The sequence below is a fragment of the Streptomyces bugieae genome (assembly GCF_036352915.1).
Taxonomy (GTDB): domain Bacteria; phylum Actinomycetota; class Actinomycetes; order Streptomycetales; family Streptomycetaceae; genus Streptomyces; species Streptomyces endophytica.
Map to the genome: position 1 here is coordinate 76,495 of NZ_JAZBJP010000011.1, position 25,224 is coordinate 101,718.

The window sequence follows — 25,224 nt, forward strand, 5'->3', positions numbered from 1 at the left end:
TCGCCGGACGCCGCGGCGTTGCGTTGCCGGACCGGGGCCGGCGGTACGCGAACCGGGCCGGAGATCGCCGTGCCGCGATCACCGCGCGGTGCACGGGCCGGGGGCCGGGATCCTGCCATGTCGTCGCTCGTGTCGCGCACTTCGCCACCTGGGGCAGCGGCCCCGTGAGGGGCGGCGGCCGCGCCACGGGGGCCGGACGCCGCGTCGGTGCCGGGGCCTTCCGGTGTGCGGTCGCGACGGACAGCCGCGCGCTGCACCGGGGGGCCGGCCACTGCCCGCCCAGGCGCGGTCGGCGCTGCGCCGGATCCGGAGGGGGACGGACCGGCGCCCACGTTCTTCGACGCGGGCGCGGGCGCGGGCGCGGGGCGGTCGAGCGGGCCGCGCGAGGCAGCCGTGCCCGCTTCGCCTCGGTCACCCTCGGCCGGCGAGACCGCTCCGGGCTCGCCCAAGACACCGCTCGGTTCCCGCACGGCCCTCGTGGTGCGCGCCCCCGTACCGGGGCCTGCCGTAGTCGTTGCCGTATTTCCCGCGGGCACGGAAGGCTCTTGCTGCGCCACCGGCAGAACCCTCCGCTGCACGGTGCCCGACCCGGCCGGCGCCTTGGTCAGGGGCCGCAGCCGGGACGAGGTGGGCGCGGTGGGCGCCACGCGGACACCTCGTGCGGGGAACGGGGCGGACGCGTGCGGGTCCCGAGGCGCCGGAGACGCGGACGCCGCAGGCTGATCCGTCGGTGCCGACGGCTCCGCAGGGGGCATCCGCCGGACCTGGGGAACCGGCGGATGCTCCCGCGTCATCGGCGTCACCGGGGCGGTTGCCCCGCCCGACGCCGTCGGCGCCGGCGTCGACGCCCCTGGATACCTCTGAACGCCCGCGGCGCCCGGGCCACTTGAGGAAGACGAAGCCGCCGGGGTCGAGGCCGCCGGGGGCGAGGCCGCCAGGGCGGACCGGGCCGTGGCAGCGGGCGCGGCACGACGACCACCCGCAGCGGGCCGAGCCCGCGGAGCCTGCGCGGCAGGAGCGGCAGGAGCGGCAGGAGCGGCAGGCCTGGCCGGCCCGGCAGGGGAAGCGGACGCCGCCGCACCACCCACCGGCGCCCGGCGCCCGTCCCCTCCCGAGGACGTTCCTCTTCCGAACGGTGCCCGTATCCCCCCGGCCGGGTCCGGCGTCGGCATCGCCGGTGGCAGGGCCCGCAGCGGCGCCGCGGGCGCCCGCTGCACCGTCGGCTCCGGTGATGCGGTCGGCCAGGACAGCGCGTCCGACGGCCGTTCCAGCCCCGTCACCGGTCGGGCCGGGTCGGTCATCGCCCCCTGAAGCAGGCTGCCGGCAGCGGTGTCCAGGACTCCGATCCGCAACTGTGCCCTCGTGAACGAGGGGTTCTGCCACGTCGGCAGCCGCTTGCCGAAACCGGCGTCCGCGACCCCGGCCCGGCCGTCGGTCACGGACCGCTGGAGGGGCGGCAGCCCGCTCCAGGCGGTCGCCGATGTCGCGCCGTCGGCCACCGCATCGCTCGTCGGCGGTTCCGGGGCGGGGCGGTCGCCGCCGCCCCGGTTGTCACCGGCCTCAGTGCGGAGACGAGTATCCGGCTCTCCACCGTGACCACGACCGCCTCGGCCCCGCAGCCGGTCCAAGAACCCCACGGCTCAGCCCTCCGCCCCGGCGCGCGTCACGAAGGACGCGATCCGGCCCGCGTACCCGCGGCGGTCGTGGTGTTCCAGGTCCAGGATCGTCTCCAGGTCCCAGTGGAAGTGGTAGGCGACGTACGCGATCTCCTCGTGCAGTCGGTCGGTCGCGTACGTCACGATTCCCCCAGGCGGCTCCCGCCGAGTTCCACCTCGAACGGCTCGGAACAGTGCGGGCACTGCACCGCGGCGCGGGTGTGTCCCTCGGCGTTGATCTGGCGGTAGAAGTCCTGGAGGAAGGCGAGGTCGGAGGCGAACATGCTCTCCACGATCCCGTCGTGCACCATCGACAGCGTGCCCAGGCGGGTGATGACCCGGCCGAGCAGCACCACCGACAGGTACGCCGGATTCTCCTGGACACGGACGTCGCGCAGCGGGACCAGTTCGTCCCGTGCCGTCGACAGGCGCATCACGCCGTCCCGGTGCACGGTGCCCGACTCGTCGACGTAGCCCCGCGGCAGTTGGAAGGGGAACTCGGTGCGCAGGTCGCGGGGTGCCGGGTCGGCCGGAGCGGCGGGGGAAGCGGGAGCGGGGAGCTCCACGCCTGCCCCCGCGGCCGGGGAGGCCGGTGGCGCCGCGACGGCGGTGCCCGCGCCGGGCGTACCGGTAGCCGTGCGCCGCATTACTCGATGACCAGTTCTTCGAAGACGATGGTCACGGTCTCGGTGAGCACGGCGGCCTCGCCGGCCTTCAGGCTGCTGGCGTCGATCTTGCTGCACCAGGCGTTGCGCAGGTTGTACCGCTTCACCGGATTGTCCTCGTAGTCCATGAGGATGATCGTGGCGTTCTTGCGGGCCGTGCTCATCCGGCCGTTGATCGAGTCGTTGATCCACTGCGTGAACGAGTTCGACTGGGTCATGCCGCGCACCACGGTGCACTGCCCGTTCTTCTGCACGCCCGGCAGAATGTTGATGTCGATCTTGCCCTGCGCGGTGTTCTGCGGGCTGACGATGACGTCCTGTTCGATGGTGAGACCGCTGACCTCCGCGAGGTACTCGACCATCACACCGTCGATCTGCAGACCGAAATTGTGTGCGGTGAGGGAGTCGCCCTGCATGAGACTCATGTGTTCGCTGTCCTTCTAGGCTTCTTGACGGTGACGTACGGGGGCTGGGGCGTGGGCGGCCCGCTCCTTCGGGGCTACTCCTCCAACTCCCCGTTGCCACTGGAGAACTGGGACAACCGGAAGATCACGAACTCCGCCGGCTTGACCGGCGCGATGCCGATTTCGCACACGACCCGGCCGAGGTCGACCGACTCCGGCGGGTTGGTCTCCTCGTCGCACTTGACGTAGTAGGCCTCCTCGGGCCGCTGGCCGAAGAGTGCGCCGCTGCGCCACTCGTTGACCAGGAACGCCGAGACGTTGCGCCGGATGCGGGCCCACAGCGCGTGGTCGTTCGGCTCGAACACCACCCATTGGGTGCCGATCAGGATCGACTCCTCCAGGTAGTTGAAGTACCGGCGGATGTTGAGGTAGCGCCACTCGGGGTCGGAGGAGAGGGTGCGGGCTCCCCAGACGCGGACGCCCCGGCCGGGGAAGGCGCGGATGCAGTTGACGCCGATGGGGTTGAGCAGGTCCTGCTCGCCGCGGGTGATCTGCAGCTCCAGATCGACGGCGCCGCGTACGACCTCGTTGGCGGGGGCCTTGTGCACGCCGCGCTCGGAGTCGTTGCGGGCCCAGATGCCGGCGACGTGGCCGCTGGGCGGGACCATGCGGGCCTGGCCCGTCGCCGGGTCGAAGGACTTCAGCCAGGGGTAATAAAGGGCCGCGTACTTGGAGTCGTAGCCCGCCGTCTCCTGGCGCCACACCCGTATCTGACGGGCATTCAGACCGGGCGGCGGGTCGACGACCGCGACCCGGTCGCCCATCAGCTCGCAGTGGGCGATGAGCCCGAGCTGCACGGCCTTGACGGCCTCCAGATCGAGCGTGCCCTGCTGGTAGGCGGCCATGAGGTCGGGCACGGCCACCATGGATATCTCGTCGATGGCCTCCAGGCCGCCGAAGCCGGTGCGGTCCGCGGAGTCGCCGAGGTACTGGGCCGGGCCGGGGTGCGCGGCCTGGTCCCGCTCCGCCGGCGCGGGTGCGGGGGCCGGGGCCGACGGCGTGGCCAGGGTGACGGTCTGGTTCTCCGGTCGGGCGAGCTGTGCCGCCGGCGCCGCCTCCGTCACGCTGATGAGCTTGGAGCGCTCCTTGACCTGAGTGACGACGTAGGACCGGGAGCTCTTCTTGGCGGTGACGTCGAACGTCTCGACCGGCTTGTCACCGTCCTTGACGATCAGCTTGAAACGTTCTGCCGGGCCCTCGCCCTCGGGGTCGGCGACCTCCACGGTCAGGGGGCCGGCGGCGCCCGGTGCCGTGGCCGCCACGGCGAACGTGCCGAGCTGCTTCGGCTCGGCGGCGGGCAGAGCCACCGGCGGGACCGGGCCGGACACCTCGGCGGGGGCCGGGCCCGCACCGGTGCTGCCCTCGGCGGAACCGCCGACCCGCACCACGTACGCGGCGGAACCGCCGTTGTTGAAGAAGCCGTAGACGGAGTGGGCGAGGTAGTACCCGTCGGTGAAGTCGCCGAAGGAGGAGACGTACTGACTCCAGTTCGTCACCAGCGTGGGCTCGTTCAGCGGCCCGGTCGGCGCGAGCCCGACGAAGGCCGCCACGGAGGTGCCCACCCCCTCGATCGGGCGCGAACCACTGGCCACCTCCTCGACGTAGACGCCGGGCGACAGGTAGGACGGCATGCTGTGCTCTCCTCCGGGTACGAGACGGGACACTCCTCACCCTGGCGTGCGCGCCGCGCCGCCGTAACGGCCCCGTGGGCCGGTGACCGGGCAACGTCGCTGCCCTCAAGGGCACTTCGCCGTGGACCGGCTCCGGGCGCCCGCCGTTCCCGCCCGGCTCATTGCCCGCGAGGCTGCCCTCGCGGCCCTGCCGGCCCCGGGTGCGGGCGGGTACAACGGCGGGACGGAAGCGGCCCGGCCCGGTGCTGGTCGCCTCTTGGCCGTGAGAGGGGCGGACGCCGAAGCGGGATCGGTCCACGAGCTGACGGCCGGAACGGGCCGGGTAAGCCTCGGGGGTCAGTCCGGCTGGCGCACGCATACATCCGGCCAGGGCCGGGGTGCCTCTGCCCCACGCGGCAAACCAGCAAGTCGGCCATCGCCACATGGTTCGGCATCGCACCGGCGGCGCTACCGAAACAGTGCAAAAAACTGGACAAGGAACCGAAGCAGGCCCGGCAAGCGGATGAGAAGACCAAGGATGAGGTCGTCGGCAGAATGAAGGTCCTTCGACCCGTCAGGACCGGAGGACATCGCCGCCGCCCATCAGGGCAACCAGCTCTGCCCGGCAGCCTCCTGACGGAACCCGCCTCCCCTCCTAGCGTCGAGGCGTGAGCCTTTGGACTTCCTTGGAACCTGCCTCCGCGACCGTCGACCCCGGCAGCAGCACCACCGTGCGGCTGAAGGTGCGCAACACCGGTGACATCGTCGACGAGTACCGCTTCGAACCGGTCGGTGCCCTCGCCCCCTGGACCACGGTGGAGCCGCAAACGCTGCGGCTCTATCCGGGGACGACCGGCACGGTGGAGCTGACGTTCGCGCCGCCGCGTACGCCGGACGCGACCGCCGGCCCGAATCCGTATGCCGTACGGATCACCCCGACCGAACATCCCGACGCGCCCGCCGTCCCCGAGGGCAACCTCACCATCACCCCCTTCACCGAGATACGCGCCGAGCTGGTGCCGCCGACGGTGAAGGGGCGGTTCCGGGGGCGGCCACAACTCGCCGTGGACAACCTCGGCAACACCAAGGTCACCGCCTCGCTCAGCGGCAGTGACACCGGCGACCGGTTGTCGTACGACCTCCAGCCGGCCAACGTCCAGATCGAGCCGGGCCGGGCCGCGTTCGTGAAGGCGACACTGCGGCCGCGGCAGATCACCTGGTTCGGTTCCAAGCAGGAGCAGCCGTATGCGCTGACCGTGCGACGTTCCGGCACCGATCCGATGAAGGTGGACGGAACCTATGTGCAGCGCGGGGTCCTGCCCGGCTGGCTGGCCACCAGCTTCGGTCTCCTCCTCGCGCTGACCATCGCATTCGTCACCATCTGGCTGACGTTCCAGCCGCAGGTGAAGAGTGCGGCGCGGGAAAAGCCCCTGGCGGCCCACAACATCGCGCCGACCAAACCGTCCGCACCGATCAGCAGCGCGCCTCCCCAACCCGACACGAAGCCGACCGACGCCGCCAAGCCCGACGACTCGGGGGGCGGCGATGGCGGCGGTGGCGAAGAGCAGCCCGAGAAGCCCCAGGAGCGGACCGCGGCCACCGCGGTGCGTGAGTTCGCCGCCGGCAGCCAGGGCCGCCATATCTGCTACCGCGTCTACGTCGCGGACGGCGGCTGGCAGGACCCGGTGTGCGACGGGGCCGAGGCCGGGGCGGTGGGCAGTGGCACGCCCATCAAGGCCGTCAACATCGCCGTGTCCGGCACCAAGGGCGTCACCGGCGCCAGCGCCTATGTCGGCGCGGGCTGGCGGAAGGGCGACGAGTGGGCGTCGGCGGTCGACGAGCAGGACATGGTCATCGGCAGCGACAAGGAGGCGGACCCTCCCATGGAGGGGATGACCTTCAAGGTCTTCGACGGCTCGGTGTGCCAGGACGCCTATGTCAAGGACCGGCAGTGGATGGGCCAGACGTGCACCGACCCCGGCGGGTGGAAGTACGGCGGAAGCCCGATGGAGCTGAACCTCCAGATGGAGGCGGTCCGTTTCACCGTGTGACCGAGCCGCCGCGTGCCGGGGCGGATGCCGGTACGCGGGGCGGAACATGGCAGGTAGGGCGACGGCGCCCGCCGTCACCAGTTCGCTTCGCCCGGGACCAGCCGGCCCGCCTTGCGGTACTCGCGGCGGGCGCCCTCCCACAGGTCGCTCGCCCCGACCGACCGGTCCCGGCCGGCCGCGAGGTAGGCGGCGGTGACCACCGCACTGCGGATCGCACCGCCGGCCAGCTCGAAGTCCCGGGCGAGGGCGTCGACGTCGATGTCCTCGGCGCGGGGCACGTGCGACAGGCCGTGCCGCCACAGGGCCAGACGCTGTCCGGCGTCCGGGAAGGGGAAGTCGACCACCAGGTCGAGACGGCGGGTGAAGGCGTCGTCGATGTTGGCCCGCAGGTTGGTGGTCAGCAGCGCGATGCCGTCGAAGGACTCCAGGCGCTGCAGCAGGTACGCACTCTCCATGTTGGCGTACCGGTCGTGCGAGTCCTTGACCTCCGAGCGCTTGCCGAAAACGGCGTCGGCTTCGTCGAAGAGGAGCACCGCGTCCGTGCGGTCGGCCTCCGTGAAGATCCGTTCCAGGTTCTTCTCGGTCTCGCCGACGTACTTGTCCACGATCGAGGACAGCTGGACCACGTACAGATCGACGCCCAGATCGGCGGCGAGTACCTCCGCGGACAGCGTCTTGCCGGTGCCGGACTCTCCCGCGAACAGTCCGAGGACTCCGCGGCCGCGGCCGCCACCGGCACTGAGCCGCCAGTCGCCGAGGACCCGGTCGCGGTGGCGGGCGCGCAGGGCGAGTTCGCGTAGCTGGGTGAGAGGCCCGTCGGGCAGGACCAGGTCCCGCCAGTCCACCGCGGGCCGGATCCGGCGGGCATGCCGTTCGAGGCCCGAGGCCGACTGCTGCCGGGCGGCGAGCCGGACGTGGGCGGCGGTGAGCGGGGTCCCGTCGAAGGCGGCGAGCGCCGCGGCGGCCCGGGCGGCGCGCCGGATGCGCTCACCACCGAGGTGGTACGGGGCCACGGTGCCGGCCACGTCGAAGCCGTCGGCGGCCGGCCCCAGCGCGGTCCGCCAGGCGGCCGCACCCCCTGCCGGATGCCGGGGCGCCTGCAGCACCAGCGGGTCGTGCGCGGACCACTGCGGATCGTAGGGACGAGGATCGGCCAGCAGCACCGTCACGTCCGTCGCCCTCGTCAACTCACCCACCATCGGGCCCGGTTGCTCGGGCAGACCGCACACCACGACCGCCCGGCCGCTCAGCCGGGCCTCCCGCAGCAGCTCGGGGACGTGGTCCGCGGAACCGGAGAAGCGCAGTGCGTCGACGCCCGCCGTGTGCAGAGCGGACGCGAGGGCGGGCAGGGCGTCGCCCTCGCGGTGTTCCCGTAGGTAGGCGGTGAACGGTCCCTCGCCGAGCCGGGTGGCCAGCCGTTGGACGAAGGCCTCGTCGTGCTCCGCGGTGGGCAGCGCGTCCGGCATCGGCAGCAGCTGGCCGAGGAGCGCGGCATCCGGGGTGTCGTCGCCCAGCAAGTGGGCGGTGAGGCGATCGGGCACGCACAACGAACGGGTGAGGAGCGGGCGGTCGGCCTCCTCGACGGTCAGCAGACCGAGGGCGCGCAGCGGCGCCGAGAGGTGGAAGCGGGCGCGGGCCTCCGGCAGATGCGCGGGCACCCCGCACAGGTCGAGGGCGAGTCCCACGGTGGCGCGGCGGCGGCTCACGTCGTCGTTGAGGTAGCCGTAGAGCGGTTCGAAGGCGCGGTCGAGGTCGGGGGCGAGGGCGATGAGCACCACGGCGGTATCGAGTTCGGTCAGCCGCAGCCGGCCGGCCGTCCGGGCCAGCCGGTCGTCGGTGTCCTGCGGCCACCCCGTCGGCCCGGCCGGCCGCCCGGCCGCGTCCGGTACCGGGTGCGGCCGGGTGCGCAGCAAACGGCGCACGGCTTCCTCGGACACGTACAGGCCGCGCAACGGGTCGTTCGCGGTGGGGTCGTCGACGGACCGGTGCTCGACCAGGGCGGTCACCGTCTGCCGCAGTCCGGCCAGCCGGTCGAGGAGGGCGCCGGCCGGGCCCGCGGCCCCGGGGTCCCGGGGCCGGGCGGCCGTGGCTGTGGTGCTGTCCGGGGACGAGGTGGTCATGGCTGCTCCGTGCGGTGGGCCGACTTCTGCTCGCGCGCGGCGCGGGCCGCCGCCACGTGACGGGGCCGGTGGGCGCGTTCCGCCGACCGGAGGGAGTCGCCGTCCACATCGCGTACCCGGACCACCGCGCCCTCCGTGACCGGGGGCCCCGCGTCGTATTCCGGGTACGCCGGGAACGGCACGGTCACCACGACGTCCAGGGAAGGCTTGAGTTCGCCGCCCAGCGCGGACCAGATGTCGGCGAGGGAACGGGATTCCGCAGGGACGCTGCCCACCGTCACCGGCACCGGCAGGCCGAGGACCCCCAGCGCGCCCGGAAGCCGCTGAGGGGGGAGCAGCTCATGAGGCAGCAGTGTCGCCAGCACCGCCGACAACAGCCGGTGTTCGTCCTGCGGAGTCTTCGTCCAGGCCGTCACCAGGTAGGACAGCCGGAACCAGCGCGGAGCCCGGCGGCGGCGGACGACGATGTCCCGGTCGTCGACCACCGGCGCGCGACCGCCCTGCCGCCGGGACACGTCCTCCCGGATGTCGTACAGGTAGGCATTGATCACCGGAGCGTTGCGCCGGGCCGCCCAGTCACGGGTGGGGACGTCGAAGGACACCTCGATACCCGAGCCGTCCAGTGCCCCGCTGCCGAGGACCTCTTTGAGGACCTCGTCCACCTCATGCATCACTTTCCGCGCTCCCGCCCGCCGCCACCCGCCGAGGGTGGCTCCTCGACGCCCTGTCATCGATCGTGCTCCCTGCGCCGTCCCGGGTGCACGCACCGTGGGGACGACGGCGGGGCAGCGCTTCTTGCCTGAAGGGGCCCCTCCGTCGCCCGTCCGGTCAGATGTAGCCCTCGCGGACCGCGTACGCCACCGCGTGCGCACGATTGCGCAGGTGCAGGCGGGTGGTGAGTCCATGCATGACGTTCTTGATGGTGCGTTCGGAGTAGGAGAGCTTGGTCGCGATCTCTGTGGTGTCGAGGCCGTCGGCCACCAGCCGCATGACGTCCGCCTCGCGCGGAGTGAGGCCCAGGAAGGTCCCCGTCCGGTCGGCGCCGCCCCGGTGCAGCTGCCCCACCTGGCTGATGAGCCGGCCCAGCAGGTCCGCGGGCAGATCGCCCCCGCCCTCGGCCGCGGTCAGCACCGCCTGCACCAGCCGGTGTGCGGTGGCCTCGCGGCGCCAGACGATGGCTCCGGCGCCGCACTCGATGACGTCCAGCAGTTCGCTCTCCCGGATCGTCCCCACGACGAGCACCACCCGCGCCCCCTCGCTGCGCACCATCCGCCGCAGCCGGACGAGCGCGGTCTCGTCGAGAACGTCCTCGACCAGCAGGGCCACCGTCGCGGAGCCGAGGTCCTCACACAGGTCGACCTCCGGGTGCCGACGCAGCTGGCTGAGGACACCCTCTTGGCTGATCGGATCGGGGGCTGTGACGGCTACCCGCACCCGGCTCGTGGGAGGGACGGAGACTGTGGCGGCCGGATGCGAGCTGAACAAGTGTTCCCCCTTTGTGTACTGGCGCGTCCCCGGCCGGAACTGTCGCTGTGGGACGCGTGCGCGGTCGCAGACCCGGGGGTTCGGCGATGCCTGGATGCCTGGATGCCTGGATGCCTGGGATGCCTGGCAGCACTGCCCCCGTGGTCATCGTGTCTGCCCCTCGTGTCCGGGGCCGTTACGTGACTGCGGTACCGACCATGCCGCCGGGAAGGGAACCGTCGCGTCGGCAGAAACTACGTAGCGCGGCATCTACGTAATCCCGCGCCGGGCGCGGGAGAACCTGGGCCGGGCGCGGGAGGACCTGGCGCCGGGCATGGGAGAACTGGGCCGTGCCGTCGGGAGGTACGTCGCCGCGCACCACTCCCTCATCGGCAGCTGCTCCCCGCCGCCTGGGTCCTTTCTCCCCGATCCTGAGCCCCGCACGCCGCCCCCGCACGCGCGGCCGGCCAGCACTGCCCCGCTCTCCACCCGCACTACCCGGTGAGGCGTTCCTCCCGCCTTCCCGGGCATTCTCGGGCATGGACACGCCTGCCCCCTCGGCCCTCCCGACCACCGTGCGTCCGCTGGTAGACGCGCCACGACAGGCCCGGAAAGGCCTCGGTCCTGATCGCGAGCAAGGCACCGCATCCGTACCAGCGGATCATGGTGAGCTACCACGAGTCGGGTCGCCCGGTCGTCTGTGTCTGCTTCCGCGGTGAGGCTCTGACCTGCGCAGGTTCCGCTTCGGGTGCCGTCGGTGACCACGCCCGGGCGGTCCTCGTACCGCCTCTTCCTGACCCGCCGGGTGTCAGGACCACGTCACGCGGTCGTCGTCAGCGGCGGCGGGTGTGCCCAGGAGGCGCACCGCCCGCCTCCGCGAACGCCTGGTCTCGCATGGGGCCGGTGGACCGCCGCCCGGAGTACGGTGAACAGGTCGGGACATTTCGAGCGCTCCTTGCCGGAGCCGGAAGGCCGGCGGTGGGCCTGGCCAGCTCATCTCCCCGCCCGTCGGCAACGTGCCGCGGACAGCACGACGGGGCGATGAGGACACTCCAACCGTTCCATGACCGGCGGCGGTGCGTGAGCATTCACCCCGTGGCCACCTCATACGCTTGACAGAGAGGCCAGCATGAGACCTGCAGAACCGATGCCTTCGGCAGGGATGGCCGAGGTCCGTATCGTCGCCGCGTCCCCCGAGGCCGCGCGCCGGGTCGCAGAAGTTCTCCGGCACCGTTTCCCCGCCACCGAACAGCGCAGCTACCCGGCCGGCCACGACGGCGGGACCCGGCTCCACATCACGGTGGACACCACGCACACCTCCGAGCCCGACGCGGCGGCCCGGCCGTGGCTGGCGACCAGCGAGTCGGCCGCGCGTGACCGTCCGCATGCGGACGAGGTCTGAGGAAGCCGGGCCTCGGGTACGCGGCTGCGACGGTGCCGGCCCCCGGACCGGGCATCCGGCACTTCTCCGCCGCGATGCGCGCGCCACAGTTCTCCCCTGAGGTGGCAGTCATGGCATCACTGACCGAGCGGAAGGCGTACCGCGAGAAGATCATGCAGGCTCTGTACGAGGCCACCGAAGGCAACCGCCTTCTGGGTGTCACCGGAACCAAGCTGGCGCGAGATCTCGCGATCCCGGAAGAGGACCTGGCTGCCGCCTGCACGTATCTGGTGGGCGAGGACCTGATCACGGTCGACTGGGCCGCGGGCAATGTGCCGGCCATGGTCACGCTGACGCACCAAGGCATCCGGCGCATGGAGGCCGAAGAAGAAAAGCACGGTTGACGCCCTGCTCGGGCGGCGTCCGAACCGTGCGACCGCCGGCGGAGGCCCGGAGGAACAACCCATCCGGCCGTTATGGCCGTTCCTCCGCGATGGGTACCGGTGAACCATGGCTGGCACCTTCACCACCCGCACCGTCACCCTCGCAACCGGCGCTACTGAGACCATGCACGACCTGACGAACGCATGCTCCGCCTTCCTCCGGGAGGTCGCTCACGGGCGAAACGGGCTGCTGAATGTCTTCACCCCCCACGCGACGTCCGGCCTGGCCGTCATCGAGACCGGCGCGGGCAGTGACGACGACCTGCTGGCGGCGCTTCGCGACATCCTTCCCGCGGACGGTCGTTGGCAGGACCGCCACGGCGGTCCAGGCCGCGGCGGCGGTCACGTGCTCCCGGCTCTGGTCCCGCCACACGCCACGTTGCCCGTAGTGGACGGCGAGCTGCAGCTGGGGCCCTCGCAGTCCGTCGTACTGGTGAACTCCGACCGGGACAGCTCCGAGCGCGCAGTCAGGCTGTCCTTCCTCAGCTGACCGGACGGCCCACGCGGTCGTGCGACTGACGGCCCCCGTTGGCAGCCGATGGCGCACGAGAGTGTCCGGCTGCCCGCGCGGGAGGCGCTGCCTCTTCGACATCCTCTGGCCGGCGGCCCTCAGGCCTCACGTGCCGTTCACCCCGTCGTTCCGCTTCGGTCCGGAGGGTCCTACCGGGAGTAAGCTGGAACTACCGAGGGCACTCCGTACACCAGCTCCCATGCTCGTGTCGTTTTCGGCGATTCACGACACCGGGCCGGACACGGTGGGCCCGGGGCAGGGTCCGCGTCATGACCACGACCATTCCGTACACGCCTGCGGTCGAGGACCGGACCGCTTCGCTCCCCCTCCGACTCATGCTGGCGCCGGCCGGCACCGCTCCGGCTCTGCTCGACGGTGCGTGGTGGCCCCGCTCCCGTGACCTCACGGTGGAACTTCCCGCCCTGACGGCCGTCCTCGACCCCCTGTGGGGGCGGATCACGCGCGTCACGGTGAACCCCACCTTCTGGCCGGTCATCCCACGAAAGGTGCCCGTCGACGGGCATGTGGTGGGTGTCGGCTGGTTCAAGGCCGAGCAAGATCCCCACAAGCTGCTGCTGTTCTCCTACACCGTCGGCCGTTGGGACCTGCTGGTCATCCCTCCGGAGACCGCCCCGGCCACCGCCGCGCGGCTCATGATCGAGGCCGCCGATCCGCTGGGCACCCTCACCGCGAGTGCCCTGATGAACGCAGCGGAGGAACGCCGGATCGCGGAGGAGACAGAGCTCTCCCTGCTATCGGTCTGGGACTCCGAAGGCGGCCATGGAGCAGGCCTTCCGGCCTCACGTTCTCCCGTCCAAGCAGTCATTGCCCAGGCACCGGAGGTGACGAACTGTGTCTGAGCGACGTGTCGGCCTGCGAGAGCGCGACGTCGATCCCGCAGCCCGCCCCGGAGGAAAGCCCCAGGCCAACAGCCTGGGGCTGATCTCTTTGCGGTCAGCGATTCCGCCGCGAACCCCCACTCCCGCCGAGACGTCTCCCCTGGTCAGGCAGGTATGAGGCACGCGAAAGCCTCCTGATTCCCAAGCTTGGAGCGCAGGTTCGCTTCCCGATAGGGGCCTGTCGACCCCTCAGGCGTTGGCGCAGCGGTGACCGTCCGCGCGGTCCGGTGTCGGCCTCTTGGAACGGGTCGCGCGGGAAGATCCCGAAGTCGCGGAGATCACGCTCGGTTCCGGCGCTGGTCGCCGCTGTGTCGGCGGAGTCGGTCGGTGTGGCGGGCGACGTCATCGACGCGCGCTGCGAGGTCGGGGTGGTCGGACGCCAGATAGGCGTGCGTGACCGTCAGGGGGCCGACGAGGGCGGACGCGTCGTTGTCGGCGAGGGCGTGGGCGAGCTCGGCGAGCGGGGTCCGGGCGGCGGCGGGGAGGTCGGTGAGCGCGGTGATCTGGCCGGCGAGCTGACGCAGGTCCGCTGCGTTGGCGCGGGCCCAGGTGGTGACGGTGCGGTCGGCGGCGCGGCGGTCGCGGGTGGCCTGTACCCGCTGCTCACCGGTGGATCCCGGGCTTCCGGGGCGTACACGCAGGTAGCGGCGTTCGGCGGCCTGGCGGCTGGAGACGCCGAGGGGGTGGGCGAGGTCCGCCCAGCTGGCGCCCGCCTCCCGCGCCGCTTCGATCAGGCCCGGTTCCCACTCGGCGAGCTGATCGCGCACTTCGCGGAGCAGCAGGAGTGTGGCGAGTGCGTGCTCCGAGCTGGCCCGGCCGGGCTCGGACCGCTCCCGGTCGTGCGATGTCCGGGCGGTGTGCAGGGCTTCGTGGATCGTGTTCAGCGCTGCTGCGGCGGAGAGGAAGGACGTGGGGGTGAGGCCGCGGGCGCGGGGGCTGGGCTGATCGTCGACGGTCATGGAGTCTCCAGCACGTACTGTCGCCTGATGGACGACGTCTCACTTGTCATCACTTGGATGACATGTTACAACGATGGCAGGTGAAGCGCATTGGCAGCTAAGTGCCTGACCCGAAACGCTGGAGGTGTTTCACGATGTTGATGCGTACCGACCCGTTCCGTGAGCTGGACCGACTCACCCAGCAGCTCCTTGGCACGTCCGGCACCTGGTCGCGGCCGTCGCCGATGCCGATGGACGCCTATCGTGCGGGCGAGGAGTACGTGATCGCCCTCGACCTGCCCGGCGTCTCCAAGGACGCGATCGACATCGATGTCGAGCGGAACATGCTGACCGTCAAGGCCGAGCGGCGGCCCGTCGCCAAGGCGGACGACGTGCAGATGGAGCTCTCCGAGCGTCCTCTGGGCGTCTTCTCCCGCCAGGTCATGCTGGCCGACACCCTCGACACCGAGCGCATCCAGGCCGACTACGACGCAGGTGTGCTGACCCTGCGGATCCCGATCGCCGAGCGCGCCAAGCCCCGCAAGATCGCCATCGGCGGCGGCTCCGCGCACAAGGAGATCAGCGGCTGAGTCCCCTTCCGGCCGCGCCGGAGGACGGGACGGCCTCCCCTCCGACTGCCCCGTCCTCCGCCGGCCGCCGCCTACGCAAGGGAGCAGCGATGGCCATGCGATGGGAGGCGTTCCTGGACCAGGTCAAGGAACGCGGCGAGTACGAGACCACCGAGGAAGCCGAGCGGGCGGCCCGCACGGTGCTGGCACTGCTGGGCGCACACGTGGTGGGCCAGGTACGGGCAGAACTGGCCGCCCACCTGCCGGAGGAATTGGCACTCATCCTGCTCAATCCACTCCAGGCGCACGAGCCGCTGTCCCCCGAGCGGTTCGTACGGGCCACCGCGGCATGGATCGAGGGAGCCACCGAACAGACCGCGGCGTGGGACGTGGGCGCTGTGCTCAGCGTGGCCGCGGACGCCGCGGGTGAAGAGCTCACCCGTCAGCTCCTGCTCCAGCTCCCGGCAGGCTACGACCTGCTGTTCGGCCGTCCCCAGCGCGCATAGCGCAGGAGCGGCCCACCCTTCCCCTGACCTAGCGACACCGGTGGCCGGCGGCGAGCCGGCCACCGCCTCGCGACCACCTCGGACGAGAAAGGCAACCGCGTCACCGATGATTTCCCAGCAGCAGCCGTGCCGCTCCACCGTGGGCATGACGTTCGAGCAGATGCTGGAAAGGGTGCGGTACGAAGGCGCGTACCCCACCCGCGCACGGGCGGAGGAAGCCGTGCACGCCGTGCTGGCCGCCCTCGGGCGCCAGCTCACCGGCGATGAGCGCGTGGAACTCGCGGCCGGACTGCCGCACGAGGCCGCACTCACCTTCACCTCCCAGATCCCCGCCACCGAACCCCTCACCGGCTGGGGCTTCGTCAAGGACATCGCCTCCCGCACCGGCGGCACGATGGCCACCACCCGCTGGGACACCGGTACCGTCCTGCACATCGTGGCCCAGCTCGCCGGCGAGGAGCTCCTCACCCGCATCCTCGCCCAACTCCCCTCCGGCTACGCCCTGTTGTTCGGCCGCGCCGAGCTCACCCAGGCGGCCTGACACGCAAAGAGGCGGTGCACGGCTGTGGAAAGTGGCCGGGTCACCGCGGCTGAGATCTCCTCGTCAGTGCGTGACGTCCTCGGGCAGACGGAGATGTCAGAGCGCGCAGGGCGTGGGTGAGATGTCGGCAGGGCGGGGGTGAGATGTCGACGGACACCCTGCAACGCCGCTTCTCCGGGCCGGACGACCTCGGTCCTGATCGCGAGCAAGGCCTCGCATCCGTACCAGCGGATCATGGTGAGCTACGACGAGTCGGGCCACCCGGTCGTCTGTGTCGTCTCCACGGTGAGGCTCTGACCTGCGCAGATCCCGTCCCGGGTGTGGTCGGTGGCCGCGCCCGGGCGGACCTCGTACCGGCTCTTCCTGACCCGGGTGTCAGGATCGCGTCAGGGAGTTGGATAGCGTGGCCGGGTGAGTGAGAAGAGCCTGCAGCACCGGATCGACGGTCCCGACGACGCCCCTGTACTCGTACTGGGCGCCGCCCTCGGGACCACCTGGCACATGTGGGACCGGCAGATCCCCGAGCTGACCCGCCACTGGCGGGTCATCCGTTTCGACCTGCCCGGACACGGCGGTTCCCCCGCCCACGCGGCGCCCTCCGTCGCCGAGCTGGCCGACCGGCTGATCGCCACGCTCGACGGCCTCGGCGTGGACCGCTTCGGCTACGCCGGCTGCAACATCGGTGGCGCCATCGGCACCCAGCTGGCGCTCACCCGCCCGCACCGCGTCACCTCCCTGGCACTGGTGTCCTCCTCACCGCGCTACGGGACCGCCGACGCCTGGCGGCAGCGCGGCGTCGTCATCCGCACCAACGGACTCGACCCGATCGCCCGCACCGCCCCCGAGCACTGGTTCACCCCGGGCTTCGCCGGCGCCCAGCCCGCCATCGTCGAATGGGCCGTCCAGATGGTGCGGACCACCGACCCCGGCTGCTACATCGCCGCCTGCGAGGCACTGGCCTCGTTCGACGTCCGCTCCTCGCTCGGCCGGATCGGCGTGCCCACGCTCGTCGTCGTCGGCTCCGAGGACCAGGTCACGCCGACCACCGACGCCCGCACCCTGGTCGCCGGCATACCCGACGCGAGCCTCGCCCTGGTGCCCGGCACCTCCCACCTGGCGCCCGTCGAGCAGCCCGCGGCCGTCACCGAACTGCTGATCCGGCACTTCACCAACGCCTGGCACGACAAGCCCGGCCCCGGCGGCCAGGCGGCCATCGGCGCCGCCGCCCCCAAGCCGCAGATCGCACCCCCGCCGCCTCCGCAGGCGCCGCCCGCCGCCATAGAGTCCGGCCTCGCCCAGCCCGAGCAGGACCGCGGCGCCACGTACGAGGCGGGAATCAAGGTTCGCCGGGAGGTCCTCGGCGACGCCCACGTCGACCGCGCCCAGGCCGCCGCCGACGACTTCACCGGCGACTTCCAGGACTTCATCACCCGCTACGCCTGGGGCGAGACCTGGACCCGCCCGGGCCTGGACCGCCGCACCCGCAGCATCATCACGCTCACCGCACTGACCGCCCGCGGCCACAAGGAGGAGCTGGCCCTGCACACCCGCGCGGCCCTCCGCAACGGCCTCACCCCGTCGGAGATCAAGGAAGTCCTCCTCCACACCGCCATCTACTGCGGCGTCCCGGCCGCCAACTCCGCCTTCGCGGTCGCCCAGCAGGTGATCCGCGAGGAAACGACACCGGAGGAGTGAGGGGCCGGGGGCCTTCGCCCCCGTGGTTGCGGGGCGCATCGCCTGCGCGCCCCTTCCCCGCCGCCCACCCGCGCCTTGGTTTTTCCCCGCCGCCCACCCCCCTTCGGGGGGTGGGCGGGTCAGGTGACGCGGGCGCGCGTGTCAGAGACGTGAGCCGGGGGAGCATGCCGGGGCCCCGCCCACCCCCCGGCGCGGCAAGATGGCAGGCATGGAACTCACCAAGAAGACCCATGCCTGCGTCCGGCTGGAGAAGGACGGGCAGACGCTCGTCATCGACCCGGGTGTCTTCAGCGAGGAGGACGCGGCCGTCGGCGCGGACGCGATCCTGGTCACCCACGAGCACATGGACCACTTCCACGAGGACCGGCTGCGGGCGGGCATGGAGGCCAACCCCGGCGCCGAGATCTGGACCCTCGCCAGCGTCGCCGAGCAGCTCTCGGCGGCCTTCCCGGGCCGCGTGCACACCGTCGGCGAGGGTGACACCTTCACCGCCGCCGGCTTCGAGGTGGAGGTGCACGGTCAGCTGCACGCCGTGATCCACCCCGACATCCCGCGCGTCACCAACGTCGGCTATCTCCTCGACGGCGGCGCGGTGTTCCACCCCGGCGACGCCCTCACGGTCCCCGAGGGCCGTACGGTCGACACCCTGCTGCTGCCCGTCCACGCGCCCTGGAACAAGGTCGCCGAGGTGATCGACTACGTCCGCGAGGTCGCGCCCCGGCGGGCCATCGACATCCACGACAGCTTGCTCCAGGACCACGCCCGCCCGATCTACGACTCCATGATCGACAAGCTCGGCGGCACGGACCACGGCCGGCTCACCCCTGGCAGCCACACCGCGCTGGGCTGAACCCCGACGGGTGACCGCGCCCCCCACCGGCCAGCGCCGGAACCGGCTGTGACCAGGGCCGGAACCGGCCCCGGCCGGGACCGGACCCGGGTTGTCAGTGGCGGGCGGTAGGTTTGCAGACATGCGCATCGCGACCTGGAACGTCAATTCGATCACCGCCCGTCTGCCGCGGCTGCTGGCCTGGCTGGAGAGCTCCGGCACGGACGTGCTGTGCCTCCAGGAGACCAAGTGCACCGCCGAGCAGTTCCCGTACGAGCAGCTCCGCGAGCTCGGCTACGAGGCCGCGGTCAACGCCAACGGCAGGTGGAACGGCGTGGCCCTGCTGTCCAAGGTCGGACTGGAGGACGTCGTCATCGGCCTCCCCGGCGGGCCGCAGTACGACGGCGTGGAGGAGCCCCGGGCCGTCTCGGCGACCTGCGGCGCGGCCCGGGTCTGGTCGGTGTACGTCCCCAACGGCCGCGAGGTCGACCATGCGCACTACACCTACAAGCTCGGCTGGTTCGAGGCCCTGAGGACCGCGGTCGCCGAGGACGCGGCGGCCGACCGCCCGTTCGCGGTCCTCGGGGACTTCAACGTCGCCCCCACGGACGAGGACGTCTGGGACCCCGCCGTCTTCGTCGGCTCCACCCACGTCACCCCCGCCGAGCGCGCCGCCCTCCAGGCCCTCCGCGAGGCGGGCCTGTCGGACGTCGTCCCGCGCCCCCTCAAGTACGACCGCCCGTACACCTACTGGGACTACCGCCAGCTCGCGTTCCCCAAGAACCGCGGTATGCGCATCGACCTCGTCTACGGCAACGCCCCCTTCGCCAAGGCTGTCTCCGACGCCTACGTCGACCGCGAGGAGCGCAAGGGCAAGGGCGCCTCGGACCACGCCCCGGTCGTCGTGGACCTGGACGTCCGGCCCACCACGGCGTAGCCGCTCCCCGCAGAGCACGAGACGGCTTCGCCCGGGGCGCGAGACGGCTTCCCTCAGGGCGCGAGTGTCCTCCCGGGCACCAGCGTCCTCAGCTCGATCGACTCGCCCAGCGCGCGCAGCCCCGCGTCGCCCGGGTGGAGATGGTCGCCGCTGTCGTAGGCGGGCAGCATGCGGGCCGGAGCGGCCGGGTCGCGGAGTACGGCGTCGAAGTCCAGGGTCGCGTCGAAGGCGCCCTGCCCGGCGCCGTCGCGCAGGAAGGCGTTGACGGCCTGCCGGCGGGCTTCCACGGCCGGGGTGCAGTCGGGGTAGCCCCCGCACGGCGTGAGGGTGGCCGCGACCGCCCGCAGCCCCCGCTCGTGCGCCCGCCCCGCCAGCGCCCGCAGACCGGCGATGACGTCGTCGGCCGGGGTGCCCGAGCGGACGTCGTTGATGCCCTCGAAGACCACCACGGTCCGCGCCCCGGCCTGGGCCAACACGTCCCGTTCCAGCCGGTGCTGGGCGCTCACCCCTCCGGTGTCCGTACTCACCCCGTCGCCCTGATAGCGGTCGGTGACGATGCGGTTCGCCGAGATGCCGTGGTTGAGCACGCCGTAACGCGGCAGCGTGTGCTGGGCCTGGAAGCGGCGGGCGAGGACGTCCGGCCAGCGGCGATCGGCGCCGCTCGTCGACTTCACCCCGTCGGTGATCGAATCGCCCAGCGCGACGATCGAACCGGGCCCGCCGTCGGTCTCCAGACCGGTCAGGAACGGCCAGAACGCCATGGTCTGCGGATAGGCGCCACCGTCCGGGTCCCGCGTGCGGTCGCCGCTGCCGTCGGCGCTCACGTACGAGAGCTGCGCCGCCTCCTGGTGCACCGGCGCCGCGGTCACCGTCCCGGGCAGATGCAGGCTCACCAGCAGATCGGTGTCCGCGGGGACGGTGAAGGCCGCGGGGTCGCTGAACAGCTCCGCGCCGGCCGGTATCCGGGCTCCGGCCCGCCCTCGGAAGGTCAGCGCCACGGGCCGGCCGTCGGCCGCCGCTCCCGCGCCGCGCACCGCGATGCTCGCTGCCCCGATGGCGACCGGTGCCGCCGCGAAGGTGTTGGCGATCCGGATCCGCGCCCGTGGCCCGCCCGCGCCGCTGTGCACGACCAGCCGTACCGTACGGTCCCGCCAGGGGCCGACGGCGCGGTAGCCGGCCGTGCTCGCCGCCCAACTCCCGGTGCGGCCACGCCCGTTGTCCCGCACCGACAGCGCGAAGACATGCAGGGCGGCGGCCGCGGCCGGGGGCGCGGGCGGCAGCACCACCGACGCCACCGCCCGGCCCGGCCGCAGCGGTACGGTCACCGCGTACAGCCGCGCCGGACCGGCCGACTGCCCGTCCGGGCCGTTGACGTGCGGCAGCGCCACCGCCTTGGTGCTCAGCGGCCCGGAGCGCCAATCGGGAGCGGTGAGTTCATAGGTGCTGTGCGAGCCGTCCCGGTAGCGGACGGTTCCACGGCCGGTCACCTGGCCACCCGTACCGGCCACCAGGAAGGTCAGCGCATCGCCCCGGCCGCGCACCGCGACCGCCTGGCCGTCGGCCCGGACGTTGTCCGGCGTCCCGGCCGCGCCGCGCGGCCAGCCCAGCCGTGCGCCGTCGAGGGTCAGCACGGTCCCCGGCGACCAGCCGGCCGCCGCCAGGTCCTGCGCGGACAGCGAGCGGCCCGCGCCGTCGAAATCGGCCGCACCGGGGCGGGAGTTGTCGCTCACCGCCGTGTTGTCGAAGAGCCGGGGCAGCGGGCGGGGCGCGGGCGGCGCCGTGGTTGCCGCGGCCGCCGGCGCGAGGGCGGTGCCCGGCAGCGCGGTCATCAGGAGCAGCAGTGTCAGGGCGGTGCCCCATCGGCGTAGACGCATCGGTCCGTGTCCCCCTCCGGCCGCAGATCCGCTCCGGGCGCACCGAAGGTAGGGAGCCGACGGGGGCGCGTCAAGGTGGCGAACCGCGCCGGGTCACGCCGCGCGCCTGTGGCCCCGACCACAGGTCGGGTGGGACCCTGCACACCATGAACATGTCTTTCCTGGACAAGTGGCGCAAGCGACCGCCGGCCCACCGGTCCGTGCCGCTCGCGGAGTCGGTGCGCGCCGACCCGGAGAGCGTCATCGAGCTGCTGTCCGAGTGCGAGCTGCTGCGGTCCCATGCCGCCACCGCGGGCGTCGAACTCGACGACTCGGTACGGTCGTTGGAGCGGCTGGACCAGCTCCAGCCGGTCTGGCGGGACGACCCCGAGGTGGCGCCCTGGCTCGGCAACGACGCGGGCCTGTATCTGGGCACCGTATTGGTGCGTACCGTCCGCGGCGCGGTCTGGCACGTCTGGCCGGACGGGCAGCCGGTGGTCCGGCTGGCGTCCGGGCGCGAGATCGACGTCGTGGCGGCCGGCCACCAGTGGGCCGACGACGGCGCGCCGGAACTCTCCCAGGTGTACGCCGAGGCCGCGGAGAGCTGACCCGCGAGCCCGGGACTCGCCTGCGCGCCGTACCGGCCCCTATGCACCCGGGCCGTACGTGCTGTCCCGCACCCGCCGCCGAGGCGTCGTCGGACCCTGAACACCCCCAGACTGACTTACCCGATTTATCCCCTGGAACCCGCCTGGGCGTGCGTGTCAGGGCGTACCGCCGCAATCTCCCCGGTAGTTTGCGGGCTCTCCGCAGTACGGATGAGAGTGGGCAGATCGGACATGGCCGGTGAGGCGCTGATTGAACTGCGCGGGGTCAACAAGCACTACGGAAAACTGCACGTCCTCCAGGACATCGACCTCACCGTCGGCCGTGGGGAGGTGGTCGTGGTCATCGGGCCCTCCGGGGGCGGGAAGTCCACCCTGTGCCGGGCCATCAACCGCCTGGAAACCATCGAATCGGGCACGATCACCCTCGACGGCAGACCGCTGCCCGAAGAGGGCCGGGCGCTCGCCCAGTTGCGCGCCGAGGTCGGCATGGTCTTCCAGTCGTTCAACCTCTTCGCCCACAGGACCGTGCTCGACAACATCATGCTGGCCCCCGTCAAGGTCCGGAAGAAGCGGAAGGACGAGGCCGCGCGGCGCGCCCGTGAGCTCCTGGACCGGGTCGGACTGGTCTCCCAGGCCGAGAAATTCCCCGCGCAGCTCTCCGGCGGCCAGCAGCAGCGCGTCGCCATCGCCCGCGCGCTCGCCATGGACCCCAAGGCGCTGCTCTTCGACGAGCCGACCTCCGCACTCGACCCGGAGATGATCAACGAGGTGCTGGAGGTCATGCGCCAGCTCGCCCGGGAGGGCATGACCATGGTCGTGGTCACCCACGAAATGGGCTTCGCCCGGTCCGCCGCCAACCGCGTGGTGTTCATGGCCGACGGCCGGATCGTCGAGGACCGCACCCCCGAGGAGTTCTTCACCGCCCCGCGCAGCGAGCGGGCGAAGGACTTCCTCTCCAAGATCCTCAAGCACTGAACGGGGGTGCCGCCATGCCATACCGACACTCCGCGCGCCTGCCCCGTACCCGCACCGCCCTCCTGCTCGCCGTAGTGGGCGCCCTCGCACTGCTCCTCGCGGGCTGCGGCCGGGCCGGCAGCCCACCGGTCAAGGGCCCCAAGGGCAGCGAACTGCCCCAGTACCCGGTCGTCAAGAACTTCCGCCTGCCGTCCTCCCCGACCTGGGTGGCGGCCAAGCGCCGCGGCCACCTCATCATCGGCGTCAAGGAGGACCAGCCCTACCTCGGCGAGAAGGACCCCGCCACCGGCGTCTACACCGGCTTCGACATCGAGATCGCCAAGATGATGTCCGCCGCCCTCGGCTTCCCGCCCCGCACCATCCAGTTCCGGACCATCGCCTCCGCCAACCGCGAGACCGCCCTCCAGAACGGCCAGATCGACCTCTACGTCGGCACCTACACGATCAACGACAAGCGCAAGAAGCTGGTCGGCTTCGCCGGCCCGTACTACATGGCCGGCCAGTCCCTGCTGGTGCGCACCGACGAACACGACATCCACGGGCCGCAGGACCTGGCCGGCAAACGCGTCTGCTCGGCGGCCGGTTCGACCCCGTACCAGCGCATCCAGTCCGAGTACCCCAAGGCCGTCCTCGTCGCCTACGACACCTACTCGGTGTGCGTGGACAACCTGCTCACCTACCAGGTCGACGCGGTCACCACCGACGACGCGATCCTGCTCGGCTACGCCGCCAAGGTCCCCCGCGAACTCAAGGTCGTCGGCAAACCCTTCTCCGAGGAGCCCTACGGCATCGGCGTCCCGCGCGCCGACAACGCCCTGCGCTTCGCCCTGGACGACGCGCTCGCCGCGAACGAGAAGAACGGCAACTGGAAGAAGGCCTACGACGCGACCCTCGGCCTGTCCGGGGTGCCCGCCCCCGAGCCGCCCCCGATCGACCGCTACCCGGCGACCTGAGCCGCCAAGGAACCGACCGATGAACGTTCTCCTCGACAACCTCTCCCTCTACGCGGAGGGGCTGCTCGGCACCGTCGAACTCACCGTCTACTCCTCCCTGCTGGCGCTCGCCATCGGCTTCCTCATGGCGGCCTTCCGCGTCGCCCCGGTCCGCTCGCTGCGGGCCTTCGGCACCGCGTGGGTGACGGTCCTCCGCAACACGCCGCTGACCCTGCTGTTCTTCGCCGTGGTGCTGGGCCTGCCGCGATTCGGCCTGGTCCTGCCCTTCAAGCTCTTCGCCATCCTGGCCCTCGGCTGCTACACCTCCGCCTTCATCTGCGAGGCGGTCCGCTCCGGCATCAACACCGTGCCGACCGGACAGGGCGAGGCGGCCCGCAGCCTCGGCATGACCTTCCCGCAGACCCTCGGCATCGTCGTCCTGCCCCAGGCGTTCCGTTCCGTCATCCCGCCCATCGGGTCCACCCTGATCGCGCTCGCCAAGAACTCCGCGATCGCCGGCGCCTTCAGCGTCGTCGAACTGCTCGGCGTCTACAAACCGCTCAACGAGCTGGGCTACAGCATCATCTGGACCTTCGTCTGGATCGCCGTCGGCTACCTGATCGTGACCCTGTCCATCAGCGCGATCTTCCACGTGCTGGAGAAGCACTACGGAGTCGCCCGATGACCGCCAACGCCCTCTACGACGTCCCCGGCCCCCGGGCCAGGACCCGCCACCGGGCCTACGGACTCGCCGGGACCGTCGTGATCCTCGCCCTGATCGGCTGGATCCTCTACCTGCTCTTCGTCACCAGCCAGTTCACCGCCGCGAAATGGAGCCCCTTCACCTACGTCGGCATCCAGGAACTCCTGCTGACCGGACTGGCCAACACCCTGCGGGCGTTCGGATTCGCCGCGGTGCTGTCGCTGGCCTTCGGCGCGGTACTCGCCACCGGGCGGCTCTCCGTCCACCGGCCGATCCGCTGGCTGTGCACGCTGATCGTGGAGTTCTTCCGCGCGATGCCCCTGCTCGTCATGATCTTCTTCATCTACGTCGCGCTCCAGGTGGCGCCGCTGCCCGCCCTGGTCGCCGGCCTGACCCTCTACAACGGCTCGGTCCTCGCCGAGGTCTTCCGCAGCGGCATCAACGCCGTCGAACGCGGCCAGGGCGAGGCCGCCTACGCGCTCGGCATGCGCAAGACGCAGGTCATGACGTACGTGCTGGTGCCGCAGGCGGTCCGGGCGATGCTGCCGGCGATCATCAGCCAGCTGGTCGTCGCGCTCAAGGACACCTCGCTGGGATTCCTCATCACCTACGAGGAGTTCCTGCACGCCGGCAAACTCATCGCCTCCAACCTCGACTACGACCTGCCGTTCATCCCCGTCGTCATGATCATCGCGCCGATCTACATCGGGATGTGCATGCTGCTCTCCTGGTTCGCCAACTGGGTCTCCCGGCGCCAAATGCGCAACCCCAAGGTCGAGTCCGCCGAGGTGGCCGCCGCGGAACCCGGGAACCTCCTGCCGGGCGACCACCAGCGGCCGGCGCTCTGAGACCTGCATGGTGGTCCTTCCGTGACC

The 25,224-nt window shown here is 71.9% G+C and carries 25 protein-coding genes; 16 read left to right on the top strand and 9 right to left on the bottom strand.

Going from position 1 to position 25,224, the window contains the following annotated elements; translation table 11 throughout:
* Window positions 1–1,640: 1,640 nt before the first annotated feature.
* From V2J85_RS19585 to V2J85_RS19600, 4 genes are all read right to left on the bottom strand, one after another.
* Window positions 1,641–1,799, bottom strand: coding sequence for a DUF6760 family protein (locus V2J85_RS19585; RefSeq protein ID WP_261954958.1), 159 nt, complete (start codon window positions 1,797–1,799; stop codon window positions 1,641–1,643).
* Complete coding sequence (locus V2J85_RS19590; RefSeq protein WP_261954957.1) at window positions 1,796–2,302, bottom strand: hypothetical protein; 507 nt, start codon at window positions 2,300–2,302, stop codon at window positions 1,796–1,798. Before V2J85_RS19590 ends, V2J85_RS19585 begins: the two co-directional genes overlap by 4 nt.
* Window positions 2,302–2,745, bottom strand: a complete 444-nt coding sequence (locus V2J85_RS19595) for a phage tail protein (protein WP_261954956.1) — start codon at window positions 2,743–2,745, stop codon at window positions 2,302–2,304. Before V2J85_RS19595 ends, V2J85_RS19590 begins: the two co-directional genes overlap by 1 nt.
* Window positions 2,746–2,819: 74 nt before the next feature.
* A complete protein-coding gene (locus V2J85_RS19600) occupies window positions 2,820–4,415 on the bottom strand; it encodes a phage tail sheath subtilisin-like domain-containing protein (RefSeq protein ID WP_330822330.1) in 1,596 nt (531 codons plus the stop codon).
* Window positions 4,416–5,062: 647 nt separating this feature from the next.
* Here V2J85_RS19600 and V2J85_RS19605 point away from each other — a divergent pair.
* Window positions 5,063–6,445 (top strand): COG1470 family protein, encoded by a 1,383-nt coding sequence (locus V2J85_RS19605; protein WP_330822331.1) that lies wholly within the window; start codon window positions 5,063–5,065, stop codon window positions 6,443–6,445.
* Between the two features lie 74 nt (window positions 6,446–6,519).
* On the opposite strand, the gene V2J85_RS19610 is transcribed toward V2J85_RS19605, so the two are convergent.
* From V2J85_RS19610 to V2J85_RS19620, 3 genes are all read right to left on the bottom strand, one after another.
* Window positions 6,520–8,565: an ATP-binding protein gene (locus V2J85_RS19610; RefSeq protein WP_330822332.1), complete on the bottom strand. Its 2,046-nt coding sequence runs from the start codon at window positions 8,563–8,565 to the stop codon at window positions 6,520–6,522.
* Window positions 8,562–9,239, bottom strand: a complete 678-nt coding sequence (locus V2J85_RS19615) for a Pvc16 family protein (RefSeq protein ID WP_330822333.1) — start codon at window positions 9,237–9,239, stop codon at window positions 8,562–8,564. Before V2J85_RS19615 ends, V2J85_RS19610 begins: the two co-directional genes overlap by 4 nt.
* A gap of 154 nt (window positions 9,240–9,393) precedes the next feature.
* Window positions 9,394–10,050: a helix-turn-helix transcriptional regulator gene (locus V2J85_RS19620; RefSeq protein ID WP_261954951.1), complete on the bottom strand. Its 657-nt coding sequence runs from the start codon at window positions 10,048–10,050 to the stop codon at window positions 9,394–9,396.
* 1,108 nt (window positions 10,051–11,158) lie between these two features.
* On the opposite strand from V2J85_RS19620, the gene V2J85_RS19625 reads away from it, so the two are divergent.
* From V2J85_RS19625 to V2J85_RS19640, 4 genes are all read left to right on the top strand, one after another.
* A complete protein-coding gene (locus V2J85_RS19625) occupies window positions 11,159–11,431 on the top strand; it encodes a hypothetical protein (RefSeq protein WP_261954950.1) in 273 nt (90 codons plus the stop codon).
* Window positions 11,432–11,541: 110 nt separating this feature from the next.
* A complete protein-coding gene (locus tag V2J85_RS19630) occupies window positions 11,542–11,814 on the top strand; it encodes a hypothetical protein (protein WP_261954949.1) in 273 nt (90 codons plus the stop codon).
* A gap of 106 nt (window positions 11,815–11,920) precedes the next feature.
* Window positions 11,921–12,343 carry a YjbQ family protein gene (locus tag V2J85_RS19635; protein WP_330822334.1) on the top strand — a complete coding sequence of 141 codons (423 nt, stop codon included), beginning with the start codon at window positions 11,921–11,923 and terminating at the stop codon, window positions 12,341–12,343.
* A 290-nt stretch (window positions 12,344–12,633) separates the two neighbouring features.
* Window positions 12,634–13,224 (top strand): DUF5994 family protein, encoded by a 591-nt coding sequence (locus tag V2J85_RS19640; protein WP_261954947.1) that lies wholly within the window; start codon window positions 12,634–12,636, stop codon window positions 13,222–13,224.
* 317 nt (window positions 13,225–13,541) lie between these two features.
* Here V2J85_RS19640 and V2J85_RS19645 read toward each other — a convergent pair whose 3' ends face one another.
* Complete coding sequence (locus V2J85_RS19645; protein WP_330822335.1) at window positions 13,542–14,222, bottom strand: type III effector protein; 681 nt, start codon at window positions 14,220–14,222, stop codon at window positions 13,542–13,544.
* A gap of 134 nt (window positions 14,223–14,356) precedes the next feature.
* Here V2J85_RS19645 and V2J85_RS19650 point away from each other — a divergent pair, with 134 nt between their 5' ends.
* The 6 genes from V2J85_RS19650 to V2J85_RS19675 all read left to right on the top strand — a co-directional run bounded on the left by V2J85_RS19650 (window position 14,357) and on the right by V2J85_RS19675 (window position 19,278).
* Window positions 14,357–14,791, top strand: coding sequence for an Hsp20/alpha crystallin family protein (locus V2J85_RS19650; protein WP_261954945.1), 435 nt, complete (start codon window positions 14,357–14,359; stop codon window positions 14,789–14,791).
* Between the two features lie 89 nt (window positions 14,792–14,880).
* Window positions 14,881–15,276, top strand: a complete 396-nt coding sequence (locus V2J85_RS19655) for a DUF2267 domain-containing protein (RefSeq protein WP_261954944.1) — start codon at window positions 14,881–14,883, stop codon at window positions 15,274–15,276.
* Between the two features lie 106 nt (window positions 15,277–15,382).
* Window positions 15,383–15,817, top strand: a complete 435-nt coding sequence (locus V2J85_RS19660; protein ID WP_261954943.1) for a DUF2267 domain-containing protein — start codon at window positions 15,383–15,385, stop codon at window positions 15,815–15,817.
* 411 nt (window positions 15,818–16,228) lie between these two features.
* Entirely contained in the window at window positions 16,229–17,512 is a 1,284-nt protein-coding gene (pcaDC, locus tag V2J85_RS19665; RefSeq protein ID WP_261954942.1) for a bifunctional 3-oxoadipate enol-lactonase/4-carboxymuconolactone decarboxylase PcaDC, read from the top strand.
* Between the two features lie 208 nt (window positions 17,513–17,720).
* On the top strand, window positions 17,721–18,362 hold the full coding sequence (locus V2J85_RS19670) for an MBL fold metallo-hydrolase (protein WP_261954941.1): 642 nt from the start codon (window positions 17,721–17,723) through the stop codon (window positions 18,360–18,362).
* A gap of 121 nt (window positions 18,363–18,483) precedes the next feature.
* Window positions 18,484–19,278 (top strand): exodeoxyribonuclease III, encoded by a 795-nt coding sequence (locus V2J85_RS19675; RefSeq protein ID WP_261954940.1) that lies wholly within the window; start codon window positions 18,484–18,486, stop codon window positions 19,276–19,278.
* A 53-nt stretch (window positions 19,279–19,331) separates the two neighbouring features.
* Here V2J85_RS19675 and V2J85_RS19680 read toward each other — a convergent pair whose 3' ends face one another.
* The gene (locus V2J85_RS19680; RefSeq protein ID WP_261954939.1) at window positions 19,332–21,152 is read right to left on the bottom strand and encodes an SGNH/GDSL hydrolase family protein; all 1,821 of its coding nucleotides are present in this window, start codon (window positions 21,150–21,152) and stop codon (window positions 19,332–19,334) included.
* Window positions 21,153–21,298: 146 nt separating this feature from the next.
* On the opposite strand from V2J85_RS19680, the gene V2J85_RS19685 reads away from it, so the two are divergent.
* The 5 genes from V2J85_RS19685 (at window position 21,299) to V2J85_RS19705 (ending at window position 25,197) form a co-directional block, all read left to right on the top strand.
* Window positions 21,299–21,739: a DUF6278 family protein gene (locus V2J85_RS19685; protein WP_261954938.1), complete on the top strand. Its 441-nt coding sequence runs from the start codon at window positions 21,299–21,301 to the stop codon at window positions 21,737–21,739.
* A 231-nt stretch (window positions 21,740–21,970) separates the two neighbouring features.
* Window positions 21,971–22,714, top strand: coding sequence for an amino acid ABC transporter ATP-binding protein (locus tag V2J85_RS19690; protein WP_261957364.1), 744 nt, complete (start codon window positions 21,971–21,973; stop codon window positions 22,712–22,714).
* Window positions 22,715–22,728: 14 nt separating this feature from the next.
* The gene (locus V2J85_RS19695) at window positions 22,729–23,667 is read left to right on the top strand and encodes a glutamate ABC transporter substrate-binding protein (RefSeq protein ID WP_330822336.1); all 939 of its coding nucleotides are present in this window, start codon (window positions 22,729–22,731) and stop codon (window positions 23,665–23,667) included.
* Window positions 23,668–23,686: 19 nt separating this feature from the next.
* Window positions 23,687–24,331, top strand: a complete 645-nt coding sequence (locus V2J85_RS19700) for an amino acid ABC transporter permease (protein WP_261954936.1) — start codon at window positions 23,687–23,689, stop codon at window positions 24,329–24,331.
* Window positions 24,328–25,197, top strand: coding sequence for an amino acid ABC transporter permease (locus V2J85_RS19705; RefSeq protein WP_261954935.1), 870 nt, complete (start codon window positions 24,328–24,330; stop codon window positions 25,195–25,197). Before V2J85_RS19700 ends, V2J85_RS19705 begins: the two co-directional genes overlap by 4 nt.
* The last annotated feature ends 27 nt before the right edge of the window (window positions 25,198–25,224 follow it).